23 protein-coding genes are annotated in these 23,990 nt (G+C 71.5%); 10 read left to right on the top strand and 13 right to left on the bottom strand.

The genetic code is table 11. The annotated features are described in order from the left end of the window. Nucleotides 1-118: 118 nt before the first annotated feature. Together ACFWJX_RS03075 and ACFWJX_RS03080 are read left to right on the top strand one after the other, a co-directional pair. A complete protein-coding gene (locus tag ACFWJX_RS03075) occupies nt 119-955 on the top strand; it encodes a hypothetical protein (protein ID WP_383235985.1) in 837 nt (278 codons plus the stop codon). Between the two features lie 160 nt (nt 956-1,115). Beyond that, complete coding sequence (locus ACFWJX_RS03080) at nt 1,116-1,283, top strand: hypothetical protein (RefSeq protein ID WP_252556881.1); 168 nt, start codon at nt 1,116-1,118, stop codon at nt 1,281-1,283. A 42-nt stretch (nt 1,284-1,325) separates the two neighbouring features. On the opposite strand, the gene ACFWJX_RS03085 is transcribed toward ACFWJX_RS03080, so the two are convergent. Next, complete coding sequence (locus ACFWJX_RS03085) at nt 1,326-1,667, bottom strand: metal-sensitive transcriptional regulator (RefSeq protein ID WP_073496857.1); 342 nt, start codon at nt 1,665-1,667, stop codon at nt 1,326-1,328. A 225-nt stretch (nt 1,668-1,892) separates the two neighbouring features. Here ACFWJX_RS03085 and ACFWJX_RS03090 point away from each other — a divergent pair, with 225 nt between their 5' ends. Continuing rightward, entirely contained in the window at nt 1,893-2,513 is a 621-nt protein-coding gene (locus ACFWJX_RS03090) for a DUF47 domain-containing protein (RefSeq protein ID WP_073496855.1), read from the top strand. A 7-nt stretch (nt 2,514-2,520) separates the two neighbouring features. Beyond that, nucleotides 2,521-3,519 (top strand): anion permease, encoded by a 999-nt coding sequence (locus ACFWJX_RS03095; protein ID WP_383235988.1) that lies wholly within the window; start codon nt 2,521-2,523, stop codon nt 3,517-3,519. Between the two features lie 132 nt (nt 3,520-3,651). On the opposite strand, the gene pstB is transcribed toward ACFWJX_RS03095, so the two are convergent. From pstB to ACFWJX_RS03150, 11 genes are all read right to left on the bottom strand, one after another. After that, complete coding sequence (gene pstB, locus ACFWJX_RS03100; RefSeq protein ID WP_383235992.1) at nt 3,652-4,428, bottom strand: phosphate ABC transporter ATP-binding protein PstB; 777 nt, start codon at nt 4,426-4,428, stop codon at nt 3,652-3,654. A 43-nt stretch (nt 4,429-4,471) separates the two neighbouring features. Next, on the bottom strand, nt 4,472-5,533 hold the full coding sequence (gene pstA / locus ACFWJX_RS03105; protein ID WP_383235995.1) for a phosphate ABC transporter permease PstA: 1,062 nt from the start codon (nt 5,531-5,533) through the stop codon (nt 4,472-4,474). After that, nucleotides 5,530-6,540, bottom strand: a complete 1,011-nt coding sequence (pstC, locus tag ACFWJX_RS03110; RefSeq protein ID WP_383235998.1) for a phosphate ABC transporter permease subunit PstC — start codon at nt 6,538-6,540, stop codon at nt 5,530-5,532. The genes pstA and pstC overlap by 4 nt, the downstream gene beginning before the upstream one ends. Nucleotides 6,541-6,677: 137 nt before the next feature. Then, complete coding sequence (pstS, locus tag ACFWJX_RS03115) at nt 6,678-7,805, bottom strand: phosphate ABC transporter substrate-binding protein PstS (protein WP_383236001.1); 1,128 nt, start codon at nt 7,803-7,805, stop codon at nt 6,678-6,680. A gap of 234 nt (nt 7,806-8,039) precedes the next feature. After that, a complete protein-coding gene (locus ACFWJX_RS03120) occupies nt 8,040-8,510 on the bottom strand; it encodes an NUDIX hydrolase (RefSeq protein WP_383236004.1) in 471 nt (156 codons plus the stop codon). 47 nt (nt 8,511-8,557) lie between these two features. Continuing rightward, nucleotides 8,558-9,709 carry a CHAD domain-containing protein gene (locus tag ACFWJX_RS03125; protein WP_383236007.1) on the bottom strand — a complete coding sequence of 384 codons (1,152 nt, stop codon included), beginning with the start codon at nt 9,707-9,709 and terminating at the stop codon, nt 8,558-8,560. Continuing rightward, on the bottom strand, nt 9,693-11,921 hold the full coding sequence (locus ACFWJX_RS03130; protein ID WP_383236010.1) for an RNA degradosome polyphosphate kinase: 2,229 nt from the start codon (nt 11,919-11,921) through the stop codon (nt 9,693-9,695). The genes ACFWJX_RS03125 and ACFWJX_RS03130 overlap by 17 nt, the downstream gene beginning before the upstream one ends. A 320-nt stretch (nt 11,922-12,241) precedes the next feature. After that, a complete protein-coding gene (locus tag ACFWJX_RS03135) occupies nt 12,242-13,252 on the bottom strand; it encodes an ABC transporter permease subunit (protein ID WP_383236013.1) in 1,011 nt (336 codons plus the stop codon). After that, the gene (locus tag ACFWJX_RS03140; protein WP_383236016.1) at nt 13,249-14,289 is read right to left on the bottom strand and encodes an ABC transporter permease; all 1,041 of its coding nucleotides are present in this window, start codon (nt 14,287-14,289) and stop codon (nt 13,249-13,251) included. Before ACFWJX_RS03140 ends, ACFWJX_RS03135 begins: the two co-directional genes overlap by 4 nt. Next, entirely contained in the window at nt 14,286-15,185 is a 900-nt protein-coding gene (locus ACFWJX_RS03145; RefSeq protein WP_383236019.1) for an ABC transporter ATP-binding protein, read from the bottom strand. Before ACFWJX_RS03145 ends, ACFWJX_RS03140 begins: the two co-directional genes overlap by 4 nt. Then, a complete protein-coding gene (locus ACFWJX_RS03150; protein WP_383236022.1) occupies nt 15,182-15,742 on the bottom strand; it encodes a GntR family transcriptional regulator in 561 nt (186 codons plus the stop codon). Before ACFWJX_RS03150 ends, ACFWJX_RS03145 begins: the two co-directional genes overlap by 4 nt. Before the next feature lie 232 nt (nt 15,743-15,974). Here ACFWJX_RS03150 and ACFWJX_RS03155 point away from each other — a divergent pair, with 232 nt between their 5' ends. From ACFWJX_RS03155 to ACFWJX_RS03175, 5 genes are all read left to right on the top strand, one after another. Next, nucleotides 15,975-16,526 (top strand): RNA polymerase sigma factor, encoded by a 552-nt coding sequence (locus ACFWJX_RS03155; RefSeq protein ID WP_383236025.1) that lies wholly within the window; start codon nt 15,975-15,977, stop codon nt 16,524-16,526. Between the two features lie 67 nt (nt 16,527-16,593). Then, complete coding sequence (locus tag ACFWJX_RS03160) at nt 16,594-17,436, top strand: zf-HC2 domain-containing protein (RefSeq protein ID WP_383236027.1); 843 nt, start codon at nt 16,594-16,596, stop codon at nt 17,434-17,436. A gap of 47 nt (nt 17,437-17,483) precedes the next feature. Then, a complete protein-coding gene (locus ACFWJX_RS03165) occupies nt 17,484-18,353 on the top strand; it encodes an ABC transporter ATP-binding protein (protein ID WP_383236030.1) in 870 nt (289 codons plus the stop codon). Then, nucleotides 18,350-19,903, top strand: a complete 1,554-nt coding sequence (locus ACFWJX_RS03170) for an ABC transporter permease (protein ID WP_383236032.1) — start codon at nt 18,350-18,352, stop codon at nt 19,901-19,903. The genes ACFWJX_RS03165 and ACFWJX_RS03170 overlap by 4 nt, the downstream gene beginning before the upstream one ends. Continuing rightward, nucleotides 19,891-20,739, top strand: a complete 849-nt coding sequence (locus ACFWJX_RS03175) for an ABC transporter (RefSeq protein ID WP_383236035.1) — start codon at nt 19,891-19,893, stop codon at nt 20,737-20,739. The genes ACFWJX_RS03170 and ACFWJX_RS03175 overlap by 13 nt, the downstream gene beginning before the upstream one ends. Before the next feature lie 10 nt (nt 20,740-20,749). Here the strand turns inward: ACFWJX_RS03175 and mshD are convergent, their stop codons facing one another. Beyond that, nucleotides 20,750-21,676 carry a mycothiol synthase gene (gene mshD, locus ACFWJX_RS03180; RefSeq protein WP_383236038.1) on the bottom strand — a complete coding sequence of 309 codons (927 nt, stop codon included), beginning with the start codon at nt 21,674-21,676 and terminating at the stop codon, nt 20,750-20,752. 373 nt (nt 21,677-22,049) lie between these two features. On the opposite strand from mshD, the gene ACFWJX_RS03185 reads away from it, so the two are divergent. Further along, nucleotides 22,050-23,852 carry a bifunctional metallophosphatase/5'-nucleotidase gene (locus ACFWJX_RS03185; protein WP_383236041.1) on the top strand — a complete coding sequence of 601 codons (1,803 nt, stop codon included), beginning with the start codon at nt 22,050-22,052 and terminating at the stop codon, nt 23,850-23,852. The last annotated feature ends 138 nt before the right edge of the window (nt 23,853-23,990 follow it).

Here is a 23,990-nt window from a genome sequence, read left to right on the forward strand (position 1 = left end):
ACAAAGGACTCGTGCGACCACCGCAAGCCTGCGCCACGCGTGACGGTGCCACCCACCCGTCGTTATCGGGAACGACAGGGCGCCCGTCACGGACGAACCGGCTGGGGGTAGACAGGCGATGGCTCAGCGGCAGCAACGGCGGTGGGGTACGGCGGTCGTCGCGGGGCTGGTGGCCGGGGTCTGTGCGGGTGCCGCCGGGTGCGCGGGTCCTGGGGACGCGGCCGAGGACGCGCAGGCCGCCGACCCGGTCGAGACGCTCCGCCGGGCGGCCGACGCGCTGGTGACGGCGGGCAGTTCGAAGGCCCGGACGTCGATGGAGATGGCCACCGGCGGGACCCGCGTGACGATCCGCGGTGAGGGCGTCTACGACTACCGCCGGCAGCTCGGGCAGCTGAAGGTGGTGCTCCCGCAGGATCCGGCCGGGACCACCGAGCACCGGCCCATCGTCGAACTTCTCGCACCCGGCGCCCTCTTCATGAAGAACCGGGGCGCGGGCGTGCCCGCCGACAAATGGGTCCGGGTGGACACGGCGACGCTGTCCGACGGGAACCTGGTGACCGGCGGCGCCACCGATCCGTACGCCGCCGCCGAGGTGCTGCGCGGGACGCGGAGCGCGACCTACGTGGGCCGGACCCGGCTGGCGGGGACCGAGGTGTGGCACTACCGCGGCACCGCCGACCTCGCCGTGGCCGCGAAGGGCGCCTCGGCGGGCGGCCGGGACGCGCTGGGCGCGGCGGCGAAAGGGTTCGCCACGGCCCGGGTCCCGTTCGACGTCTACCTCGACGACGAGGGGCGCATCCGCAAGGTCCGACACCGGTTCAGCTTCGTCAACGGCCGGCAGAAGGAGGCCGTCGCGGTCGCCTCGACGACGCTGCTGTACGACTTCGGGGCCCCCGTCGACGTAAGGCTGCCGGCGTCGGTGGACATCTATGCCGGGCGGATCGCCGAGGAGTGAACCGGGGCGGCGCGGCGGTGACAGCCGGGTCGTGATGGTGCGGTGGGGGCTGGATTCGGCCATGGAACCGGTATGAGGACTAGCCCGTCCGTGCCATGCGCGGTCTGTACGCCGCTCCCTACTCTAGGAAGTCGGTGACGGCAGAGACGAGGTGATGCGCGTGGCTCCGGTCGGCGGTACGGCGGTTCAGGACCACGTGGCCCTCGCCGAGATCGAGTTGTGCGGGGAGCTGATCATCGCGGCCTCCGCCGCCGAGGACCGGCTCAGCCTGGAGAGCATCGACGAGGTGCTGAGGGTGGCCGAGGAGCGCGAGGCCCGCGCCGGATGACGGGCGGGCCTCCCGCCGACGGCCTCCCGTCGACGCGAGAGGTCAGGTCCGCAGCAGGCGGCCGATGGCCTTCGTGGCCTCCTCCACCTTCGCGTCGATCTCGTCGCCGCCCTTGACGGCCGCGTCGGCGACGCAGTGGCGCAGGTGCTCCTCCAGCAGTTGCAGCGCGAAGGACTGCAGGGCCTTGGTGGAGGCGGACACCTGGGTGAGTATGTCGATGCAGTAGGTGTCCTCCTCGACCATGCGCTGGAGGCCGCGGATCTGCCCCTCGATGCGGCGCAGGCGCTTGAGGTGCTCGTCCTTCTGTTTGTGGTAGCCGTGCACACCGCGGTCGTGGTCGGTCACGACCTCTTCGGTGGCCGCCCCGGCCTCGGTGGTCGTCATCGTTGTCCTCCAGACATATACCCCTACTGGGTATATCGTACCGAACTTTGCCGGGTATAGGGCCTGTGGCCGCCGTTGTCGGCGGCCTGTGGACTGGACCACCGGGCGGCCCCGCTGCCGGTCGCCGCATTCGATGGGCGACACTGGTGGGCGGCCCATTAGCCGTGGCCGGATGATGCGCCTAGCATCAGCCTGACCGAAACCGATGCATCCTGAGGACCCCACGTGCGCTTTCGTCTGACCCCCAGGGAGACGAGCTTCTACGACATGTTCGCCGCGTCCGCGGACAACATCGTCACGGGCTCGAAACTCCTCATGGAACTGCTCGGGGCGGACACCGCCGGCCGGGCCGAGATCGCAGAGCGTATGCGGGCCGCGGAACACGCCGGTGACGACGCCACGCACGCGATCTTCCACCAGCTGAACTCCTCTTTCATCACGCCGTTCGACCGCGAGGACATCTACAACCTCGCGTCGTCCCTCGACGACATCATGGACTTCATGGAGGAGGCCGTCGACCTCGTCGTCCTCTACAACGTCGAGGAACTGCCCAAGGGCGTCGAGCAGCAGATCGAGGTGCTGGCGCGGGCGGCCGAGCTGACCGCCGAGGCCATGCCGAACCTGCGGACCATGTCCAACCTCACCGAGTACTGGATCGAGGTCAACCGGCTGGAGAACCAGGCCGACCAGATCCACCGCAAGCTGCTCGCCCACCTCTTCAACGGCAAGTACGAAGCGATCGAGGTGCTGAAGCTCAAGCAGATCGTGGACGTGCTGGAGGAGGCCGCGGACGCCTTCGAGCACGTGGCGAACACGGTGGAGACCATCGCGGTCAAGGAGTCCTGACCTCTTCATGGACACCTTCGCTCTGGTCGCGACCATCGCGGTCGCGCTCTTCTTCACGTACACGAACGGCTTCCACGACTCGGCGAACGCGATCGCGACGTCCGTGTCGACGCGGGCGCTGACGCCGCGGGCGGCGCTGGCGATGGCCGCGGTGATGAACCTCGCCGGTGCCTTCCTCGGCTCCGGGGTCGCCAAGACCGTCAGCGAGGGGCTGATCGAGACGCCCGAGGGGTCGCAGGGGATGGGTATCCTCTTCGCGGCGCTGGTCGGCGCGATCACCTGGAACCTCGTCACCTGGTACTTCGGCCTGCCGTCCTCGTCCTCGCACGCGCTGTTCGGTGGCATGGTGGGCGCGGCGCTGGCCGGCGGGACGCAGGTCCACTGGGACGGCGTGCTGGAGAAGGTCGTCATCCCGATGTTCGTGTCGCCGGTGGTCGGTCTGCTGGTCGGCTATCTGGTGATGACGGCCATCATGTGGACCTTCCGGCGGGCCAACCCGCACAAGGCCAAGCGGGGCTTCCGCATCGCGCAGACGGTGTCGGCGGCGGGTATGGCGCTCGGCCACGGCCTCCAGGACGCGCAGAAGACGATGGGCATCGTGGTGATGGCGCTGGTCATCGCCGACGTCGAGGACTACGGCGACCCCATCCCGGTGTGGGTGAAGATCGTCTGCGCCGTGATGCTGTCGCTGGGCACCTACGCGGGCGGCTGGCGCATCATGCGCACGCTCGGCCGGAAGATCATCGAGCTGGACCCGCCGCAGGGCTTCGCGGCCGAGACGACCGGCGCCTCGATCATGTTCATGTCCGCGTTCCTCTTCAAGGCGCCGATCTCGACGACGCACGTCATCACCTCGGCGATCATGGGCGTGGGCGCGACCAAGCGGATCAACGCCGTGCGGTGGGGCGTCGCCAAGAACATCGTGCTCGGCTGGTTCATCACCATGCCGGCGGCGGCGGTCGTCGCGGCCTGCGCCTTCTGGATCGTCAAGCTGGCGTTCCTGTAGCGGAGATGTTTCTGCCGCGGTGACTCGCACAGACGTACAACGCGCGAGCCCGCCCCCCGGGAGCCAGGGGGCGGGCTCTTCTGCGTCCTCACGGTGGCACCGCCATGCAGCACCGCGAGGGGTCTGGGCGGTCTAGCCGAAGCGGCCCGAGATGTAGTCCTCGGTGGCCTGGACCGACGGGTTGGAGAAGATGCGCTCCGTGTCGTCGATCTCGATCAGGCGGCCGGGCTGGCCGACGGCCGACAGGTTGAAGAAGGCCGTACGGTCGGAGACCCGCGCCGCCTGCTGCATGTTGTGCGTCACGATGACGATCGTGAAGCGCTCCTTCAGCTCGCCGATCAGGTCCTCGATGGCGAGGGTGGAGATCGGGTCGAGCGCGGAGCAGGGCTCGTCCATCAGCAGGACGTTCGGCTCCACCGCGATCGCCCGCGCGATGCACAGACGCTGCTGCTGGCCGCCGGAGAGGCCCGAGCCCGGCTTGTTCAGGCGGTCCTTCACCTCGTTCCAGAGGTTCGCGCCCTTGAGGGACTTCTCGACGACGTCCTGCAGCTCGTTCTTCTTGTAGTTGCCGTTCAGCCGCAGGCCCGCCGCCACGTTGTCGAAGATCGACATCGTGGGGAAGGGGTTCGGGCGCTGGAACACCATGCCGACCTCACGCCGCACCGACACCGGGTCGATGCCGTGGCCGTACAGGTCCTCGTCGTCGAGGAGCACCTTGCCCTCGACGCGGCCACCGGAGGTGACCTCGTGCATGCGGTTCAGCGTGCGCAGGAACGTCGACTTGCCGCAGCCGGAGGGGCCGATGAACGCCGTCACCGAGCGCGGCTCGACGGTCATCGAGATGTCCTCGATCGCCTTGTGGGAGCCGTAGTACGCGGTCAGTCCGCTTACGTCGATTCGCTTGGCCATGTCTTCTACTTCACTTCCGGAGTCGGTCGCTGTGGGGTCGCCGTCAGCGACCGGTCTTCGGGGCCTTCCAGCGGGCGATGCCGCGGGCCACCATGTTGAGGATCATCACGAAGGCGATCAGCGTGAGCGAAGCCGCCCAGGCACGGTCGTACGCCGCTTCCGAACCCGCGCTCTGCGAGTACTGCTGGTAGATGTACAGCGGCAGGGACGCCTGCGCGCCCTCGAACGGGTTCGTGTTGATGAACGGGTTGCCGAAGACGAGGAGCAGGACGGGGGCGGTCTCACCCGCGATGCGGGCCACGGCCAGCATGACGCCGGTGATGATGCCGCCGATGGAGGTCGGGACGACCACCTTCAGGATCGTGCGCCACTTGGGGACGCCCAGTGCGAGGGAGGCCTCGCGCAGCTCGTTGGGGACGAGCTTGAGCATCTCCTCGGTAGAGCGTACGACGACCGGCATCATCAGGATGGCCAGCGCCAGCGAACCCGCGAAGCCGAAGGGCTGCATGTCGAACATCAGCATGAGGCTGAGGATGAACAGACCCGCGACGATCGACGGGATGCCCGTCATGACGTCCACGAAGAAGGTGACGGCGCGCGCGAGGTTCCCGCGCCCGTACTCCACCAGGTAGATCGCGGTGAGGATGCCGATCGGGGCGCCGATCAGGGTGGCGAGGCCGACCTGCTCCAGGCTGCCGATGATGGCGTGGTAGATGCCGCCGCCGGGCTCGGAGTCGGCGACGACGCCCATGGAGTGGGTCAGGAAGTAGACGTCCAGGACCTTCGTGCCGCGCTGCACGGTCGCCCAGATCAGCGAGGCGAGCGGCACGATGGCGATCAGGAAGGCGACCCAGACGAGGGCGGTGGCGATACGGTCCTTGGCCTGGCGGCGGCCCTCGACGCGGGCGGCGATGCCGAAGGTGCCCAGCAGGAAGAGGAGGCCGGCGATCAGCCCCCACTGGGCGCGGCTGTCGAGGCCCCCGGCCAGGCCGATGACCACGGCCAGGGCGATCGAACCGGCCGCGATGGCCCACGGGGACCACTTCGGCAGGCTGGCGCCGCGCAGGGTGCTGGGGCGCTTGTCGTTGACGACGGCGTGGCTCATGCGTTGGCCCCCGAGTACTCCTTGCGGCGGGCGATGATCGCGCGGGCCGCGCCGTTGACCAGCAGCGTGATGACGAACAGGACGAGACCGGACGCGATGAGCGCGTCCCGGCCGAATTCCGACGCCTCGTTGAACTTGCTGGCGATGTTCTGGGCGAAGGTGCCGCCGCCCGGGTTGAGCAGGCTGGCGTGGATGTCGAAGTCGGGGGAGAGGACCGTGGCGACGGCCATCGTCTCGCCGAGGGCGCGGCCGAGGCCGAGCATCGACGCGGAGATCACCCCGGAGCGGCCGAACGGCAGCACGGACATCCGGACGACCTCCCAGCGCGTGGCGCCGAGGGCCAGGGCGGCCTCTTCATGCATCTGCGGGACCTGGCGGAAGACCTCGCGGCTGACGTTGGTGATGATCGGCAGGATCATGATCGCCAGGAGGATGCCGACGGTGAGCATCGAGCGCGGAGCACCCTGGTCCCAGGAGAAGATCCCGGTCCAGCCCAGGTATTCGTCCAGCCAGCCGAAGAGGCCGTCCATCTGCGGTACGAGGATCAGGGCGCCCCACAGGCCGTACACGATGGACGGTACGGCGGCGAGCAGGTCGATCACGTACGAGATCGGGCTGCGCAGCCTGCGCGGGGCGTAGTGGGTGAGGAACAGCGCGATGGCCACGGCGATCGGGACCGCGAGGACCATGGCGATCACCGAGGAGACCACCGTGCCGAAGGCGAGGACGGCGATGCCGAACTTCGGCGGGATCACGCCGGTGTTCCACTCGAAGGCGGTGAGGAAGTTCGCGTCGTCCTTGCTGATGGCCAGCGAGGCCCGGTACGCCAGGAAGCCCGCGATCGCGGCCATGATCGCGAGCAGCAGGATGCCCGACCCGCGGGAGAGACCGAGGAAGATCCGGTCACCGGGTCGGGTGGCGCCGCGGGCCGCGCGCTTCTGTTCGGTCGCGGTGGGCGGGGCCGTGGGGGGAGGTGCTTGGTCTGGCTTCTGTGTCGATATGTCCATTGGGGTTCTCCGGTCTGCGGAGCCGCTCATGGGTGGGCGGCTCGGGCGGGGCCGGGTGTGCGTGCGGCCCCTGGCGGCGGTGCACCGGACGGTGCGGTCCGGGCCGGGTGACCCCGGCGCCGGACCGCACCTTCAGATCAGCTCAGGCCCTCGACGGTGGTGCGGACCTTGGTGATGATGGAGTCGGGGATCGGCGCGTAGTCGATGCCCGAGAGGATGCCCTGGCCCTGCTCGCTGGCCAGGTACCGCAGGAAGGCCTTGGTGGCCGGCAGGGTTTCGGCCTTGTTGCCCTTGTCGCAGGCGATCTCGTACGTCACCAGGGTGATCGGGTACGCGCCCTCGGCCTTGGTGGTGTAGTCGAGCTTCAGCGCCAGGTCGTTGCCCGTGCCGACGACCTTGGCGGCCGCGACGGCCTTGGTGGCTCCGTCGGAGGAGGCCTTGACCGGGGCGGCGGCACCCGTGTCCAGGGCGACGGTGCCGAGACCGTCCTTGGCGTACGACAGCTCCATGTAGCCGATGGCGCCGTTGGTCTGCTTGACGCCCTGGGCCACACCGGAGGAACCGGACGCGGACTGGCCGCCCTTGGCCTGCCAGGCCTTGCCGCCCTCGTACTTCCAGTCGTTCGGGGCGGCGGCGATCAGGTACTTGGTGAAGTTGTCCGTGGTGCCGGACTCGTCCGAGCGGTGGTACGGCTGGATCTGGAGGTCGGGAAGCTTCGCGTCGGGGTTGAGCTTCGCGATGGCCGCGTCGTTCCAGTTCTTGATCTTGCCGTCGAAGATCTTCGCCAGGGTCGGCGCGTCCAGGACGAGGTTCTCGACACCGGACAGGTTGTACGCGACGGCGATCGGGCCGGCCACCATCGGCAGGTCGATGCCCTGGCCGCCGGTGCAGACCTTCTTGGAGGCGGCGACCTCTTCCGGCTTCAGCGCGGAGTCGGAGCCGGCGAAGGCGACCGTGCCCTGCGTGAACGCGGTGATGCCGGCGCCGGAACCGGAGCCCTTGTAGTTGACCTGGACACCGTTGCAGGCCTGGGTGAAGTTCTTGACCCAGGCGTCGATCGCGTTCTTCTGCGCGGAGGAGCCGTCGGCGAGGAGCTGACCCTTGGCGTCGTCGCACTTGATGTCACTGGCGCCCGTGGCCGCGGCCGAGCTGCCGCCGCTGCTGGAACCGGTGTCGTCGGAGCCGCACGCCGTGAGGGCCAGGGCGCCGGAGACGGCGAGAGCACCGAGGGTGAGGGCCCGCCGGTTCATGCGCTGAAGCTTCACTTGAGGGAGATCCTTCCAGGAGCCGCCGTCCTGAATCCGGCGGCGTGCGAAGACTGCGGCGGCACGAGCGCTTCCCTGAGGTCGCGCACCGCACCGGGTAAGGCCGAAACTAGGCAGAACAGGTGAAGCCGCCTATGGGCCTAAATGAACGCGGGGTGAACCCCTGGAGGCGGTGTGGTTAGGTCACGGAACGCTCACGTCGAGGACACAGGGTGATTCCGGCCGGAGCTCGGACTATGTCAGGTGCAGAGCGGTCAGCAGCGCGTCGACGAGGGCACTGTCCCTCGGCTGGGTGAGGCGATCGCGGGCGGCCGCCGGGGGCAGCCAGAGCAGCCGGTCCACCTCGTCGTTCGGGGTGAAACGGCCGCGCCCGGCCTCGGCCGCCCAGTAGCGGACCTCCTTGGGGCGGTCCTGGGCGACATAGCGAACGGTGTGCAGGTAGGGGCCCGGGTGTGCCGCGTACCCCGTCTCCTCGGCCACCTCGCGGACGGCGCCCGCCAGCCAGTCCTCGCCGCGTTCGAGCTTGCCCTTGGGATGCGACCAGTCGTCGTACTTCGGTCGGTGGACCAGGCATATCTCCAGCTCACCGTCGAACGGGGACCGGCGCCACAGGACGCAGCCGGCCGCCCGGACGGTGGTCTGGTCGGGACCGCCTTCGGGACTGCCGTGCGGAGTGCCGTCGGGAGTGTCGTGCGGAGTGCTCACCGGTCACCGCCTGTCCTGGGGGCCGTATACGAACGCCGGCGTGCGGACTACGACGTGCCCGTGCCGATGGTCTGCTTCTGCCACGAACGCTGGAAGGCATAACGGGCCGCCTCCACCTCGTGCCGCTGGTCCGCGTGCAGCACGCCGAGCGCGTACGCCGTGGCCGGGGCGATGCGCGGCGTACGGGCCGCCTGGGCCGCCGCGGCAGCCGCCTCCGAGGCGTCGCGGTGCCGGTCGAGGGCCTGGCCCGCCGAGAGCAGCCGGACGTGCGGCGGGGCGTCGTCGCCGTGCAGGACCTCCAGGGCGTACCGGTGCAGCCGCAGCAGGAGGCGGACCTGGTGCCAGGGCGCGTCCTGCGGGTGCGGGGCGGGGTCCGGGGACAGGCCGTGGATCAGCGCCTCCGCGTTGTACGGATGGCCCGCGGTCACCAGGGGCAGCGCGGCCACCGCGTCCGTGAGGCGCTCCTCGGCGGCTGCGGCCAGGGGGCGCGGGTCGGTGGTGGCGGCGTGCGGCGCGAGGGGGACCTCGCTGGCCAGGACGGCGACCTTGTCCGCGACGGCGTGGAAGCGGGAGGAACCGAGAGCCTGGAGGGCGGTGGAGTGGGCGCGGGTGCGGGCGAGGGTGAGCTGACGGTCGAGGAGAGCGCCCGCCTTCGCCGCGCCCACGGTGAGATTGCCCCGGTCGGGGGTGGGGCGGGGGGCCGTGGCGGTCGCCCTCTGAAGGGCGGTCTTCTGAGATGCGGACGCGGATGTGGACGCGGCTGCCGATACGGCCGTTGCGGCGCCCGCGCCCGTGCCCGAGGTCTGCGTCGGTACCGTCGTCGCGCCCGACAGCCGGTGCAGTGCCAGCAGCAGCCGGTCCAGGCGGGACTCGCAGGCGTGCTCCAGCGCCAACGTGCCCGACAACCACGCCAGTTCGGGACGGATCTCCTCGGACCAGTCGGGGTCCAGGAGTGGGCGGAAGGTGTGCAGGCTGCCGCTGATCCGGCGGGCCGAGCGGCGCAGGGCGCGCGCCGCGTCGACGGCGTCCGCCGTGCCGCCGCCCGAGCCGTTCGGCCCGCCGCCGGTCTCGCGGTGCAGGCGCAGCGCACGGAGGAACTCGGTGGCCTGGCCCCGGAGATAGCCCGCGAGGGCCTCTCCGGTCACGGCCGGGACGGCGGACCCGGCCGCGGAATCCGTCAGGTCATGTCGCTGTGCCACGCCGGCGCCTCCGGGCGTCTATGAGCATCTCCTGGACGTTGCGCAGGGGTTGGCCGTCCGCGTCGGTCGCGTGCCGGGTCCACTCGCCGTCCGGGCCGAGGTGCCAGGAGGCGGTCGCGTCCGACATACCGGTCTCCAACAGCCGGTTCAGGGCCGCACGGTGGGCCGGGTCGACGACCCTGACCAGTGCCTCGATACGACGGTCGAGATTGCGGTGCATCATGTCGGCGCTGCCGAACCACACCTCGGGTTCGCCGCCGTTGCCGAAGCCGAACACCCGGGAGTGCTCCAGGAAGCGGCCGAGGATCGAACGTACCCGGATGTTCTCCGACAGGCCCGGCACGCCCGGCCGTACGGCGCAGATGCCGCGCACCCAGACGTCGACCGGTACACCGGCCTGGGACGCCCGGTACAGGGCGTCGATGATCGCCTCGTCCACCATCGAGTTGACCTTGATGCGGACGTGGGCGGGACGTCCGGCACGGTGGTGCTGGACCTCCTTGTCGATCCGCGAGATCAGGCCGTCACGCAGGGACTTGGGGGCGACCAGCAGCCGGCGGTAGGTCTCACGGCGGGAGTAGCCGGAGAGCCGGTTGAAGAGGTCGGAGAGGTCCGCGCCGACCTGCGGGTCGGCGGTGAGCAGGCCGAGGTCCTCGTACAGCCGGGCCGTCTTCGGGTGGTAGTTGCCGGTGCCGACGTGGCTGTACCGCCGTAGCGTCTCGCCCTCCTGACGGACCACCAGGGACAGCTTGCAGTGGGTCTTCAGGCCGACGAGGCCGTAGACGACGTGGCAGCCGGCCTCCTCCAGCTTGCGCGCCCACTTGATGTTGGCGTGCTCGTCGAAGCGGGCCTTGATCTCGACCAGGACGAGGACCTGCTTGCCGGACTCGGCGGCGTCGATGAGCGCGTCGACTATCGGGGAGTCCCCGGAGGTCCGGTACAGGGTCTGCTTGATGGCGAGGACGTCCGGGTCGTCGGCCGCCTGCTGGAGGAACGCCTGCACGGAGGTCGAGAAGGAGTCGTACGGGTGGTGCAGCAGCACGTCCCGGTTGCGCAGGGCGGCGAAGATGTCGGGCTCGGACGCCGACTCCACCTCCGCCAGGTCGCGGTGTACGCCCGCGATGAACTTGCGGTACTTCAGCTCGGGACGGTCGAGGCGGTGGATGCGGAAGAGGCCGGTGAGGTCCAGCGGGCCCGGCAGCGGGTACACCTCGGCCTCGCCGATCTTCAGCTCGCGCACCAGCAGGTCGAGCACCTCGCGGTCGATGGACTCCTCGACCTCCAGGCGCACCGGCGGTCCGAAGCGGCGCCGCATGAGTTCCTTCTCCAGGGCCTGGAGGAGGTTCTCGGCGTCGTCCTCCTCGACCTCGAGGTCCTCGTTGCGGGTGAGGCGGAAGGCGTGGCTCTCCAGCACCTCCATGCCCGGGAACAACTCCTCCAGGTGGGCGGCGATGACGTCCTCGACGGGGACGTACCGGCCCGGGGAGCACTCCAGGAAGCGGGACAGCAGCGGCGGCACCTTCACGCGCGCGAAGTGCTTGTGCCCGCTGACCGGGTTGCGCACGATCACCGCGAGGTTCAGGGAGAGACCCGAGATGTACGGGAAGGGGTGCGCCGGGTCGACCGCCAGGGGTGTCAGGACCGGGAAGATCTGATGCCGGAACAGCGTGAAGAGGCGGGCCTGCTCCTTCTCCGTCAGCTCGCTCCAGCGGACCAGGTGGATGCCCTCCTCCGCGAGCGCGGGGGCGACGTCCTCGTGGTAGCAGGCGGCGTGCCGGGCCATCAGCTCGCGGGAGCGGGCCCAGATCATCTCCAGGACTTCACGTGGCTGGAGGCCGGAGGCGGAACGGGTGGCCACGCCGGTGGCGATGCGGCGCTTGAGTCCGGCCACCCGGACCATGAAGAACTCGTCGAGGTTGCTCGCGAAGATGGCGAGGAAGTTGGCCCGCTCGAGCAGGGGCGTGTTCGGGTCCTCGGCGAGTTCGAGAACCCGCTCGTTGAACGCCAGCCAGCTGCGCTCCCGGTCGAGGAAGCGGCCCTGCGGCAGCTGGGGCCCGTCGTACGGCGACTCCTCGTATCCGTCGAGGTCGGCGTCGATGTCGGGTTCCAGATCGGATACCGCGGCGGCCACCGTGTGCGGGCGGTGCGCGGCTATGGAGCCCACGGAGGGCTGCTCGTGCTGGACCTTGGCCTGGGCGTTCGACTGGCTCATGAACCCATTCTTCCGCGCCGACAGCGACACAGGCGCGTCGGAACGTGCGCGGGGGAGCGCGGCGGCGTTCCCGTCGAGGCGTTTGTCCTCGGGAGGAGGCGAAGGCTCGGGCACGGCACGGTTCATTGGCTGAGCGTCGCAAGGTCGTCTGAACCGATGGTTACGGAGACATGGCGTGTGGGATATCGGGGGGCGGCTCGCGGGGGTGGGGGGCCCGAGGGGGTCTGTGTGGCTGGTTCCCGTACGGACTTCGGGCCCTGTACGTCTCTCCCCCCGTGGAGGGACGTACAGGGCCCGTGGTGGTGGAGCCGTCGGCTGGGTCAGGCCGTGCGGTGGCGCAGGAGGCGGAAGGACACGGCGACGGCCGCGGCGGCGACGGTCAGGAGGATGCCCGTCTCCACCAGGTGCAGGGGCCAGAAATGGGACTCCGGGTGGTAGGTGGCGTAGTAGCCGGTGACACCGAGGTCGTCCAGACAGCGCCGCATCTCCTCGGTGGTGCCGTCGCAGCCCCAGTGGTTCACCCGCGGGGCGGGGCTGCCGTGGACCAGCGCGCCCTGGTCCACCTGCCAGGCGCTGTCCGGGCCGTACACCTCCTCGGTCGCCGAGGTCCGGGTCCGGGACGGCCACAGGGAGGCGCGGAAATACACCAGGACCTGGGCGAGCAGCCAGGTCAGGGCGACGGAGACGGCCAACGCGGGCAGGGCGCGGCGCAGCAGGAGCGCGGTGAGCGTGCCCAGGGCGAGGGCGCACAGGGCGTAGGCGACGGCGGCCGGGCCGAGGGCCACGAACACGCTGTCGTCCATCCAGTCGGTGCCGATCAGGACCCGGTTGGGCTTCCAGGCCCAGCGGAACACCAGGACCAGGACGGTGACGCCGAGAGTCACCGCGAGTGCGGGGCCGGCGAGCTTGGCGGTCAGCCAGCGGGCCGGGGTGATGCCCTGCGACCAGGCGAGACGGGCGGTGCCGCTCTCCAGTTCGCGGCCGATCAGCGCGCCGCCCGCGAAGGCGGCGACGGCGACGAAGGCGTTGGCGGTCAGGGTGGCGATCCCGTCCATCGGCGCGCTGTAGCCGAGGATGCCGACGCTCATGTCGCACCAGTCCTGGACCGCGCGGTCGCAGGCCTCCTGCTTGGCGCGCGCCTCGTCGGCGGTGACCTCGGTGAGCCACACCAGCCAGCCCGTCAGGCCCAGCACCGCCGGACCCCAGACGAGCAGGGCGGCGCGGTGCAGCCGCAGGACGGTGCGGGCGACGCCCCAGCGGGCGCCGCGAGCATCCTCGGCGCCGGGGGCCTCCTCGGCTTTCCGGGGGGCGCGCGCGGTGGCGGCGGTCATACGGCGGCCTCCTCGCGGGTGGGCACCGTGGCGCGTGCCGACGTGCGTGTCGTGGCCGTGGACCGCCTGAGCATGGCGAACGCGGTGACGGTGAGGCCGGCGGCGACGGCCAGGAGGAGGGCGGTCGTGGTCAGCTGGAGGGGCCAGTAATGCGACTCGGGGTGGTACTCCGTGTAGAAGCCGGTGGCGTCGAGCTTGGCGTACCTCTCGGCGCAGCCCTCCACGAACGACGGCCCGCAGCCGGGGTCGGCGATGTGCCCGCCGCCGGCGGTGACCAGGCCGGAGTCGACCTCGACGCCCTCCATGACGTACCCGGTGTCGAGGCCGGTGACGCGGGTGACGGACGGCCACAGTCGTGGCATGGCCAGGTCGGCCGCGAACCGCAAGGCGACGGTGAAGCCCAGTCCGGCGACCAGCGCGGGCAGCGTACGGCGCCACAGCAGGCCGGCGAGGGCCGCGGCGGCGAGGCCGGCCAGCGCGAGGGCGACCGTGGTGGGCCCGTTGGCGTGCAGGGTGGGGGAGTCGTGCCAGGTCTTGGAGGTGTCGATGCGGTGCCGGTTCGCCGACCAGGCCAGGTGGTGCAGCAGCACCAGCAGGCCGGTGCCGAGGGTGATCAGGGCGGCGGGGGCGGCCAGTTTGGCGGTCAGCCAGCGGGTCGGGGAGAGGCCCGTCGTCCAGGCGAGGTGGGCGGTGCCGTTCTCCAGTTCGCGGCCGATCAGGGCGGCGCCCGCCCAGGCGGCGACGAGGAAGGGCAGCCCGATCACGGCGAACGTCGTGTACGTGTACACGTCCCGGTACCGGATGATCGCGTCCTGGTCGTAACCGCACGGCCCGTCGCCGACGCACGCGCGGTACTGCCGCCAGCCGTCGGCGGCCGCGTCCCCGAGCGGGCCCCACATCGCGAGCAGGGCCAGGGTCAGAACGGCGACGAGACCGGCCCAGACGGCCAGGCCGGGGCGGTGCAGCCGCAGGAGCCACGGCAGAAGTCGGGGCCGCGGGGCGGAGGCGGTGGAGGCAGGGGCGTCGGTGGATTTCATACGGCGGCCTCCTCCGGGTGGGCAGGCGTGAGGGGGGCCGCCTGGGGGTTGCGGAGGTAGGCGAGGACCAGGTCCTCCAGGGACGGTGCCGTGGGGCGCCAGTCGTCGGCGAGCGGGCCCGACGGGCGAAGGAGGGCGGTGAGCTGGCGGCCGGTCACGCGGGACTCGACGATCGTGTGGGCGTCGAGTTCACCGGACTCCGTGGACTCCGCGGGTGCGCTCACGCGCGCGTGGGCGGCCAGCAGTTCGTCGATCTCACCGGCCAGGCGGACCCCGCCGCCCCCGATCAGCAGCAGGTGGTCGCAGGAGTCCTCCAGCTCGGCGACCACGTGCGAGGACATCACGATCGTGGTGCCGTGCTGCGCGGCCTGCGCCATCAGGGTGCCCATCAGCTCATGCCGGGCCAGCGGGTCGAGGTCGGCCATCGGCTCGTCCAGGAGGAGCAGCTCCGGCCGCTTGCCGAGGGCCAGGGCGAGCGCGACACGGGTGCGCTGACCGCCGGAGAGCGTGCGGATGCGGGCCTTGGGGTTCAGCTCGCCCGCGGAGACGATCCGCTCGGCGGTGGCGGCGTCCCAGCGCGCCGGGTTGAGGTCGGCGCCCACCTCAAGCGTCTCGGCGACCGTGAGCTGCGGGTACAGCGGCTTGTCCTGGGCGACGTAACCGACACGGGCGCGTGCGGACGCCGGGTCCGTGCCGAGGGCGGTGACCGAACCCTCGGAGGGGGCCAGCAGGCCGGCGGCGAGGGCGAGGAGCGTGGACTTGCCCGCGCCGTTGGGCCCGACGACGGCGCATACGCGTCCGGCGGGCAGCCGGAACGTGCAGTCGCGCAGCGCCCAGTTGCCGCGCCGGCCGAAGCGCTTGCCGAGCGCGGTTGCCGCCATGGCGGTGTCGGTCATGAAGGGTCCCCCTGGGAGTGCTTGTCGTGGGTGGTGGGGTGGGGTCGGCCGGAGGCTGGTGCGGTGGGTGCGGTGGGTGCGGTGGGTTCGGCGAGGTTGTCGGGATGGGTGCGGCTGGTCCCGCTGGCTCCGCTGCTTCCCCTGGTGCCGCTGGTGCGGGCGGCGCCCGGCTCGCCGCGGTCGTCCGTGAAGTGCTCGTCCAGTACGGCGGTGAAGAGCGCGGTCACGTCGTCCCGGTCCAGGCCCGCCGCGCGGGCCCGGTCCGCCCACTCGTCCAGCTCGGTGCGCAGGGGCGAGTCGGCGGGGGCGGTGCTCAGCGCGCGCCGGATGAAGGTGCCCAGACCGCGCCGGGCCTCGACGAGTCCGTCGCGTTCCAGCTCGCGGTAGGCCTTGAGCACGGTGTTGGGGTTGATGGCGGTGGCCTCGACCACCTCCCGGGCCGTAGGCAGCTTGTCGCCGGGGCGCAGCATGCCCAGGCGCAGGGCCTGTTTGGTCTGCTGGACGATCTGGACGTAGGTGGCCACGCCGCTGTGCCGGTCGATGCGGTATTCGACCACTCGACAACCACCCTTTCACTAATTGAGTAGTGAAAGGGTGGTGTAAGGGGGCCTGGCAAGTCAAGTGGGCCGGTCGTCGGTGGGGTTTGGTTGCGGGGAGCGGGGAGCGGGGAGCGGGGAGCGGGGTGCGGGTGCGGGGAGCGGAACGGCGGTGGGCGGTGGGTCACGGTGGGCGGAAAAATTCGGGTGCCGGATCGTGAACCGATCGGCGGGGCTCGTCCGATGAGGGGATGTGAGCGAAACGAGAAGCGACGGGGAGCTGCTGCGGGCCATCGCGGCGGACGGGGACCGTCACGCCTTCGAGGAGCTGTACCGGCGGTACGCGCCGTGGCTGACCGCGCGCATGCGCAGCCGCTGCGCCGACGCCGCGATAGTCGACGACGTCGTCCAGGAGACGTTCCTCGCGGTGTGGCGCGGTACCGCCCGCTTCCGTGAGGAGGGCTACTCCGAGGACGCGGCCGGCTGGCTGTGGCGCATCGGCTCCCGCCGCCTCGTCGACGCCGTGCGCGGTGACGGGGCGCGGGGGCGGCTGCGCCAGGCGCTGGCCCGGCTGCGCCATCGCGACGAGGCCTCGGCGGAGGAGCGCGTGCTCGCGGGAGTGGAACACGGGGACCTCGCCGGTGCCCTCACCCGCCTCTCACCGGAGTTGCGGGCGGTCCTCCAGGCCACCGTCATCGACGGACTCACCACCCGGGAGGCCGCCGTCCTGCTCGGCATCCCCCCGGGCACGGTCAAGACGCGGGCCCAGCGAGCCCGCAAGCAACTGCGGGAGGCGCTGGCATGAGGCGGTACGGGACGGAAGGGCGCCTGCGCGGATGCGTGGAGGCCGGCAGAGTGAAGGAGGTCCTGGCATGACGTGGCACGTGGCAGAAGAGGACCTGCGGGCCTACGTGCGGGGCGAGTTGGCGGCGCCCCTGCTGTGGTCCGCCGACACGCACCTCACGGGGTGCGCCCAGTGCCGGTCCCGGCTCGCGGGGGCGGCCGACCCGGTCGCGCTGGACGAAGCCTGGGAGCGGCTGGACGCCGAGCTGGACGCGCCCCGGCCGAGCCTGGTCGAGCGGCTGCTGGTGCGGCTCGGCGTGGCCGATCACACCGCCCGGCTGCTGACGGCCACCCCGGTGCTGCGCCGGTCGTGGCTGCTGGCGGTGCTGTCCCTGCTGGTGATGACGGTCCTGGCGGTGCACCTGGTGGACCGGCCCGCGCTGTTCCTCGCCCTCGCCCCGCTCCTCCCGCTCGGCGGGGTCGCCCTGTCGTACGGGCCGGCGCTGGACCCGTCGTACGAGATGGCTGTCGTCGCCCCGATGCACGGCTTCCGGCTGCTGATGATCCGGACGGTCGCGGTGCTGACCGCTGGTCTCGCGTTCAACGGCCTGGCGACCCTCGCCCTGCCGGAGTACGGGCTGCTGGCCCTGACCTGGCTGCTGCCCGCGCTCGCCCTGACCGCGACCGGCCTGGCGCTGACCCCCCGGCTGGGTCCGGTCCTCGCGCCCGGCCTGGTGGGCGGCGCCTGGCTGACGCTGCTGGTGGTGGCGCAGTCGCAGGCGCAGGCCCACACCACGCTCGTGCCCTTCACGGCGGCCGGGCAGTCGGCCGCGGCGGCTGTCGCGGCTCTCGCCACCGTGCTGCTCTACCAGACCCGGGACCGCTTCGACGCGCGTCCCGTGGGCGGCTTCGCGGACGGCGGCGCCGTATGACGCCCCCGCCCGCCCCCGCCCACCGACCGGAATCCCAGGAGCCCCGCATGACCACCCCGCCCACCACCGTGACGGCCACCGGCCTGTCCTTGCGCTACGGCGGCACACACGCCCTGGACGGCGTCTCGCTGCGTCTGACGCGGGGCGTGACCGGCCTGCTCGGCCCCAACGGTGCCGGAAAGACCACCCTGTTGCGGGTGCTGGCCACGGCCGTGCCGCCGGACCGTGGCGAGTTCACCGCCCTGGGGCACGACCCCGGCACCTCGGCCGGTCGCCTGGCCCTGCGTCGCGCGCTCGGCTATCTGCCTCAGACGCCCGGATTCCACCCCGACTTCACGGCCTTCGCGTTCGTCGACTACGTGGCGATCCTCAAGGAGCTGACCGACCGCGCGGCCCGGCACCGCGAGGTGCGGCGGGTGCTGGACGCCGTCGACCTCGCGGACGTGCGGGGCAAGCGGATCAAGCGACTGTCCGGCGGCATGCGGCAGCGGGTCGCGCTGGCCGCCGCGCTCGTCGGCGACCCCGGCTTCCTCGTCCTGGACGAGCCGACCGTCGGTCTCGACCCGGAACAGCGGATGCGCTTCCGCGGGCTGATCGCCGAGGCCGGCGAGGGCCGCACGGTCCTGCTGTCCACCCACCAGACCGAGGACGTGGCGATGCTCTGCCACCGGGTCGTCGTCCTCGCCCAGGGCCGCGTCCGCTTCGAGGGCACGCCCGCCGAGCTGACCGCCCGCGCGGCCGGCCGGGTCTGGAGCAGCGCGGAGCGGGACCCGGCCGTCCTGGCCGGCTGGCGCACCGGCACCGGTACCTTCCGCAACGTCGGAGATCCGCCGGAGGGCGCCGACCTGCTCGAACCCACCCTGGAGGACGGCTATCTGCTCACCCTCGACAGCGAGAGCCGGACGGTGACCGCATGAGCGCCACGATCACGACGGTCAGGGAATCCGCCCCCGCGCTCCCGGAGCCCCAGGGGCCCGGCCGCCGCACCGGCGCCGTGCTCGCCCTGGCCCGCTTCGAGGCCCGCGAACTGCTCCTCCAGATCCCGATACTGGTCTTCCTCCTCCTCTACGTCGGCTTCACCACCGCGCGGCTGATGTTCCAGGACGGCATGAGCGCCTACCCCGTCCTCAACACCGTCGACCGCAGCACCCAGACGGCCCCGCTGCTCCTGGCCATCGCCCTGCTCGTCTGCACCAACGCCGCCGCCCTGCGTTCGCGCAAGCACGGCACGGTCCAGCAGTTCGACGTCATGGCGATGGAGCCCTGGCGCCGCGTTTTCGCGCACGCGCTCTCCGCTGTGCCGTTCGCGGCGCTCACCGCGGTCGTCGTCGCGGCCGAGTTCACCCGGGAAGCGCTGAAGCCCGGCGCGATCGGTCACGGCTCGGTCGGTGAACTCGCCGTGGGCCCGCTGGTCGTCCTGATGGCCGGCATCACCGGCGTCCTGCTGGCCCGGCTCGTGCCCACGTCCTTCGCGCCCATGCTTTTCGTGATCGGCGCGTACCTGCTCATGGTCCTCGCCTCCGACGCCGTCGAGTCGGACGACCCACGGGTGGGCTGGCTCTCCCCGATGGTCTTCTCAGGGATCTCCGGCGGCGACCCGGTCCCCAGCGACCTCCTCGGCCGCCCGGCCGCCTGGCACGCGCTCTACCTGCTGGGCCTGTGCGCCGTGCTGACCTGCGCGGCCCTGCTGCTGTCCGGCGGCCGCACCCGCGCCGTCAAGGTGGCGACCGCCCTTGCCCTGGTGGTCACCGCGGCCGGTGCGATCGGCCAGCTCCCGCAGGACACGGCGGCCCTGGAAGCGGCACGGAAGACGGCGTCCACGACCCCGCAGAAGGTCCAGTCGTGCACGGAGTACGACGGATCGACGTACTGCGCCTTCCCCGAGTGGAAGGGCGTGCGGGACGACTGGGCGGCGGTCGTCGACCGGCTCCGGTCCGCGGCCGGCGGCAGCGCGGCCGAAGCGCGTCTGACGGTGCGCCAGCGCATCGACGCCAGCGGCGGCATCGAGGCCGACTCCGCGCTGACCCCCTCCGCCACACCGAGCGAGGTGACCGTCGGCACCCGCTGGGGCGGCAACCGCGTCCCCGAGTTCGCGGTGGGAGCCGCCACCGTCCTCGTGGCGGGCACCGAGGACGCGACGACGCGGGACATGTGCGACGCCCGCGCGGTGACCATCATGTGGCTGGTGCTGGGCACCGACCCCACCCCGATGGCCACGTTCCAGGACGTGCGGCTGGACGACAGCACCACCGGCTCCGGCCTGGTCCTCGCTCCCACCAACGGGCTGAGCCTGACGGCCCACCAGACGGCGGTCGTCGGCGAACTGCTCGCCCGGCCCCGGGCGGAGATCACCGCCCTGGTCAAGAAGCACTGGTCGGCACTGACGTCCGCGCAGACATCGACGGCCGAGGCCGCGAAGCTGCTGGGCGTCGCGGTGCCGCGGGGGGTGGAGTCGTGCGACGAGTAGGAGACGCGGCCGGGGCAGAGGGCCCCACACCCGGCCGGCTGACCCCTTCCGGTGGCCACGGTCCGACGTCTTCCGACGGCCGAGGCCCGATCCCTTCCGACGGCCACGGCCACGGCCCGATCCCGGCCCACAGCCGAGGCCCGACCCCCACCGCCGGCCGGGGCCCCACCCGCCGCACCGGAGCCCTGCTGCGGTCCCTCGCCCCGCCGGTGTGGCGGTCCCTGCCCTGGGCGGCGCTGACCGCGGGTGGTGGCCTGGGCCTGCTGTTCGCGGCGAGTACGCGGTTGCCGGACCAGGCACCGGGGGCGGAAGTGGGACTGACGGTGCTGCGGGTGACCGCGCTGACCGGCGGGTTGGGCCTGGCCTTCCTGCTCGACGACCCGGCCCGGCACACCACCGCCGCAAGCCCGATCGGCCGTCCCTACCGAGCCGGCCTGCGCCTCGCGATGGCGGCCCCGCTGCTCGCGCTGTGGTGGACGGCGGCCCTGCTTCTGGTGCCCGGACCGACCCGCCCGCCTCTGGGTCCGGTCACCCTGGAGGCCCTCGCGACGGTCACCTGCGCCATCGCCCTCGCGACCGCCGCCGTGCGGTTCGCGGACGGCGCGGAGGTGGGAAAGGGAGCGGCGATATGGCTCGGCGCGGCGGCCGCGGTGGCGGGCCTCGTCCCGGCGCGCTGGGGACTGCTGACCCAGCCGGCGGGCCGCTGGTGGGAGGAGACCCACGTGAGATGGGCGGTGCTCCTGGCGGTGACGCTGGCATCGACGGCGCTGTGCACGCCGGAGCCACTGAGACGCCGGTCAGTGCTCCTCAGCCCGGCCGGGGGAGTTCGCGGATGAGGCCGCGACCTCAGGTCTCCGTCCGGTACATCAGGTCCGTCTCGTAGGTGACGAACCCGAGCCGCTCGTACACCGACACCGCCGCCTTGTTGTCGGCGTCGACGTAGAGCATGGCCGTGGGCAGCTCCTGGGCCGCGAGATGCCGCAGCCCGATCGTGGTGAGGGACTTGCCGAGGCCGCCGCCCTGCGCACCCGGGGCGACACCGAGGACGTACACCTCACCGATCCCCTCCTCGGCGTGGACCTTCGTCCAGTGGAAGCCGATGAGCCGGTCCCCGCGGAAGGCGAGGAAGAAGCCGGCCGGGTCGAACCAGGGCTGGCCCTTGCGGTCGTCGAGGTCGCGTTGGGTGAGGGAGCCCTGTTCGGGGTGGTGGGCGAAGGCGGCGGCGTTGACGGCCAGCCAGGCCCCGTCGTCCTGCCCGGGGACGAAGGTGCGGACGGTCACACCCTCGGGGAACACCGGCTCGGGCAGGTCGAGGTCGGTCAACGGCCGCCGCATCTGGCGCAGTTCGCGGAACAGCGAAAGACCGAGCACCTGGGCGAGGTGCCGGGCGGCGGAGTGGCCGCCGTGGGCCCACACCCGCAGCCGTTTGCCGGAGGCGGCGAGCAGGGCGGAGCCGAGTGCCCGGCCGTGCCCGTGCCCGCGGTGCGCGGGGTGGACGACCAGCTCGGCGGCCGGGGCCTCGACGGGGTCGGTGTCCTCCAGCTGGGCGTATGCGACGAGTTCGTCGCCCACCGAGAGCAGCAGGTGGGAGATGCCCTCGCGAGGGCCACCCCGCAATTGCAGCCGGCCCTGTTCGGACACCGCCTGCCGGCCGTCGCTGTGGGCGGCCTCCGCGAGCAGGTCGAGGACGGCCTCGGTCTGTGCGGGGGAGAGCGCGGAGAGGTTCTCGATGGATCGGGAGCCGGGTGCCGATGCGGGGACGTCGCTGGTCATGCGTACGAGGGTAAAGGGCGGGCTCGGCAAAGTGGCGGCATCGGGAGAGGGGGCGGGAAAGGGGACGGTGAGCCGTCCGCGAAGGAGGCGCGGAACCAGCGGCGGTGGGGAGGGGAAGCGGGGGCGGGAAACGGAGCGGCGGGCAAGCGGAAGACAAGGCGAAGGCATTCCGAAGGCACTCCGAAGGCTCTCCGAAGGCACTTCGGAGACAAGCGGAGGTCAAAGGGAAACCAGGATGTAACCAGGAACCCCCTGTCGCGCTACGCGCGTTGACTCTAGGCTGCGGCCCGACGGGGCCACTACCTCAGACGCCTCACAGGGCCTCCCCAGGCCCGAGGGCGTCGACACCACAGCAGACACCACAGGGGGGCGCATGCCAGCCACTTCCCACTCGCATCCGAGCCGCAGACGCCGTACGTACGGGCTGCTCGCGGCGGCCGCCGGTCTGGCCACCGCCGGCGCACTGGTCGCCGCGCTGCCGGCGGGCGCGCACGACAGCCGGCACGGAAAGCCGCTGCCGAGCCGTTACCAGGACGTGCAGTTGCTGTCGTTCAACGACCTGCACGGCAACCTCGAGCCGCCGAGCGGTTCCTCCGGCCGGGTCACCGAGGTTCATGCCGACGGCACGACGGAGACGATCGACGCGGGCGGTGTGGAGTACCTGGCCACGCACCTGCGCCAGGCCCGCGAGGGCAACAAGTACTCCGTCACCGCGGCCGGCGGTGACATGGTCGGTGCCTCCCCGCTGATCTCCGGCCTGTTCCACGACGAGCCCACCATCGAGGCGCTCAACAAGCTGGACCTGGACGTCACCTCCGTGGGCAACCACGAGTTCGACGAGGGCGCCAAGGAGCTGGCCCGCCTTCAGAAGGGCGGCTGCCACCCGACGGACGGCTGCTACACGGACGAGGAGTTCGGCGGCGCGGACTTCCCGTACCTCGCGGCGAACGTCCTGGACGAGAAGTCCGGGAAGCCGATCCTGAAGCCGTACTGGGTCTGGAAGAAGAAGGACGTCAAGGTCGGCTTCATCGGCGTGACCCTCGAGGACACGCCGGGCATCGTCTCCGCGGAGGGCGTCAAGGGCCTGAAGTTCAAGGACGAGGTCGAGACGATCAACAAGTACGCCAAGGAGCTGCAGCGCCAGGGCGTGAAGTCGATCGTGGCGCTGATCCACGAGGGCGGCCTGCCCGCCTCCACCTCGTACAACTACAACTGCGACTCGCCGGGCGCCGGGGACGGCATCTCCGGCCCGATCGTCGACATCGCGAAGAACATCTCGCCGTCGGTGGACGCCCTGGTCACGGGCCACACGCACGCCGCGTACGCCTGCACGATCAACGACCCGTCGGGCAAGCCGCGCACGGTCACCTCGGCGGCCTCCTTCGGCCGTCTGTACACGGACACCACGCTGACGTACGACCGCTTCACCGGTGACATCGCCCGTACGGCGGTGAAGTCGGCGAACCACGTGGTCACCCGGACCGTCCCCAAGGCACCGGACATGACCGAGCTGATCAGCAAGTGGAACACCCTCGCGGCGCCCATCGGCAACCGCGCGATCGGCTATGTCTCCGCCGACGTCCCCAACACGGGCACCGAGTCCCCGATGGGCGACCTGATCGCGGACGCGCAGCTCTGGTACGGCAAGGAGCTGGACGCGGAGGCGGACCTCGCCCTGATGAACCCGGGCGGTGTGCGGGCCGGCCTGACCTACGCGGCCAAGGGCGCTGAGGGCGACGGCGTGGTCACCTACGCCGAGGGCTTCACCGTCCAGCCGTTCGCCAACACCGTGAACCTCCAGGACTTCACCGGCGCCCAGCTCGTCCAGGTGCTCAAGGAGCAGGTGAGCGGCACGAACGCGAGTGCCCCGAAGATCCTCCAGCCGTCGGCGAACCTGACGTACACGCTGGACCTGACGAAGACCGGCGCGGACCGTGTCGTCACGGACTCCATCAAGCTGAACGGCGCCGCCGTCGACCCGGCCGCCACCTACCGCGTCGCGACGAACAGCTTCCTCGCGGGCGGCGGCGACGGCTTCACCACCCTGGGCCAGGGCACGAACGACCTCGTCGGCCTCGACGACCTGACCGCCCTGGAGCGGTACCTGCTGGCCAACTCCTCGGCCACCGCACCGATCGCGCCGCCGGTGACGAACCGGATCACGATCCTGAAGTAACCCGGGGACCCTGGGGTTCTCCCACCGCAGAGGCGGGGGGGGGGGACGCGCGGCCGCCCCCGCGGGGGGTTGGGGGTTTGGGGAGTTGGGGGGGTGGGAGAAGACCGCAGAAAGAGCAGCCGCGGGAAAAAAACAGAG

Origin of the sequence: Streptomyces sp. NPDC058335 (genome assembly GCF_042723915.1) — a bacterium.
In the GTDB taxonomy this organism is placed as follows: domain Bacteria; phylum Actinomycetota; class Actinomycetes; order Streptomycetales; family Streptomycetaceae; genus Streptomyces.

What these genes read in the sequence shown, in the direction of transcription:
- ACFWJX_RS03185 (WP_383236041.1), top strand. Translation starts at nt 22,050, where the DNA reads ATGCCAGCCACTTCCCACTCGCATCCGAGCCGCAGACGCCGTACGTAC.
- ACFWJX_RS03075 (WP_383235985.1), top strand. Translation starts at nt 119, where the DNA reads ATGGCTCAGCGGCAGCAACGGCGGTGGGGTACGGCGGTCGTCGCGGGG.
- pstA (WP_383235995.1), bottom strand. Translation starts at nt 5,533, where the DNA reads ATGAGCCACGCCGTCGTCAACGACAAGCGCCCCAGCACCCTGCGCGGC.
- ACFWJX_RS03130 (WP_383236010.1), bottom strand. Translation starts at nt 11,921, where the DNA reads ATGAGCCAGTCGAACGCCCAGGCCAAGGTCCAGCACGAGCAGCCCTCC.
- ACFWJX_RS03085 (WP_073496857.1), bottom strand. Translation starts at nt 1,667, where the DNA reads ATGACGACCACCGAGGCCGGGGCGGCCACCGAAGAGGTCGTGACCGAC.
- ACFWJX_RS03160 (WP_383236027.1), top strand. Translation starts at nt 16,594, where the DNA reads ATGACGTGGCACGTGGCAGAAGAGGACCTGCGGGCCTACGTGCGGGGC.
- ACFWJX_RS03145 (WP_383236019.1), bottom strand. Translation starts at nt 15,185, where the DNA reads ATGACCGACACCGCCATGGCGGCAACCGCGCTCGGCAAGCGCTTCGGC.
- ACFWJX_RS03165 (WP_383236030.1), top strand. Translation starts at nt 17,484, where the DNA reads ATGACCACCCCGCCCACCACCGTGACGGCCACCGGCCTGTCCTTGCGC.
- ACFWJX_RS03140 (WP_383236016.1), bottom strand. Translation starts at nt 14,289, where the DNA reads ATGAAATCCACCGACGCCCCTGCCTCCACCGCCTCCGCCCCGCGGCCC.
- ACFWJX_RS03135 (WP_383236013.1), bottom strand. Translation starts at nt 13,252, where the DNA reads ATGACCGCCGCCACCGCGCGCGCCCCCCGGAAAGCCGAGGAGGCCCCC.
- pstC (WP_383235998.1), bottom strand. Translation starts at nt 6,540, where the DNA reads ATGGACATATCGACACAGAAGCCAGACCAAGCACCTCCCCCCACGGCC.
- pstB (WP_383235992.1), bottom strand. Translation starts at nt 4,428, where the DNA reads ATGGCCAAGCGAATCGACGTAAGCGGACTGACCGCGTACTACGGCTCC.
- ACFWJX_RS03170 (WP_383236032.1), top strand. Translation starts at nt 18,350, where the DNA reads ATGAGCGCCACGATCACGACGGTCAGGGAATCCGCCCCCGCGCTCCCG.
- ACFWJX_RS03095 (WP_383235988.1), top strand. Translation starts at nt 2,521, where the DNA reads ATGGACACCTTCGCTCTGGTCGCGACCATCGCGGTCGCGCTCTTCTTC.
- mshD (WP_383236038.1), bottom strand. Translation starts at nt 21,676, where the DNA reads ATGACCAGCGACGTCCCCGCATCGGCACCCGGCTCCCGATCCATCGAG.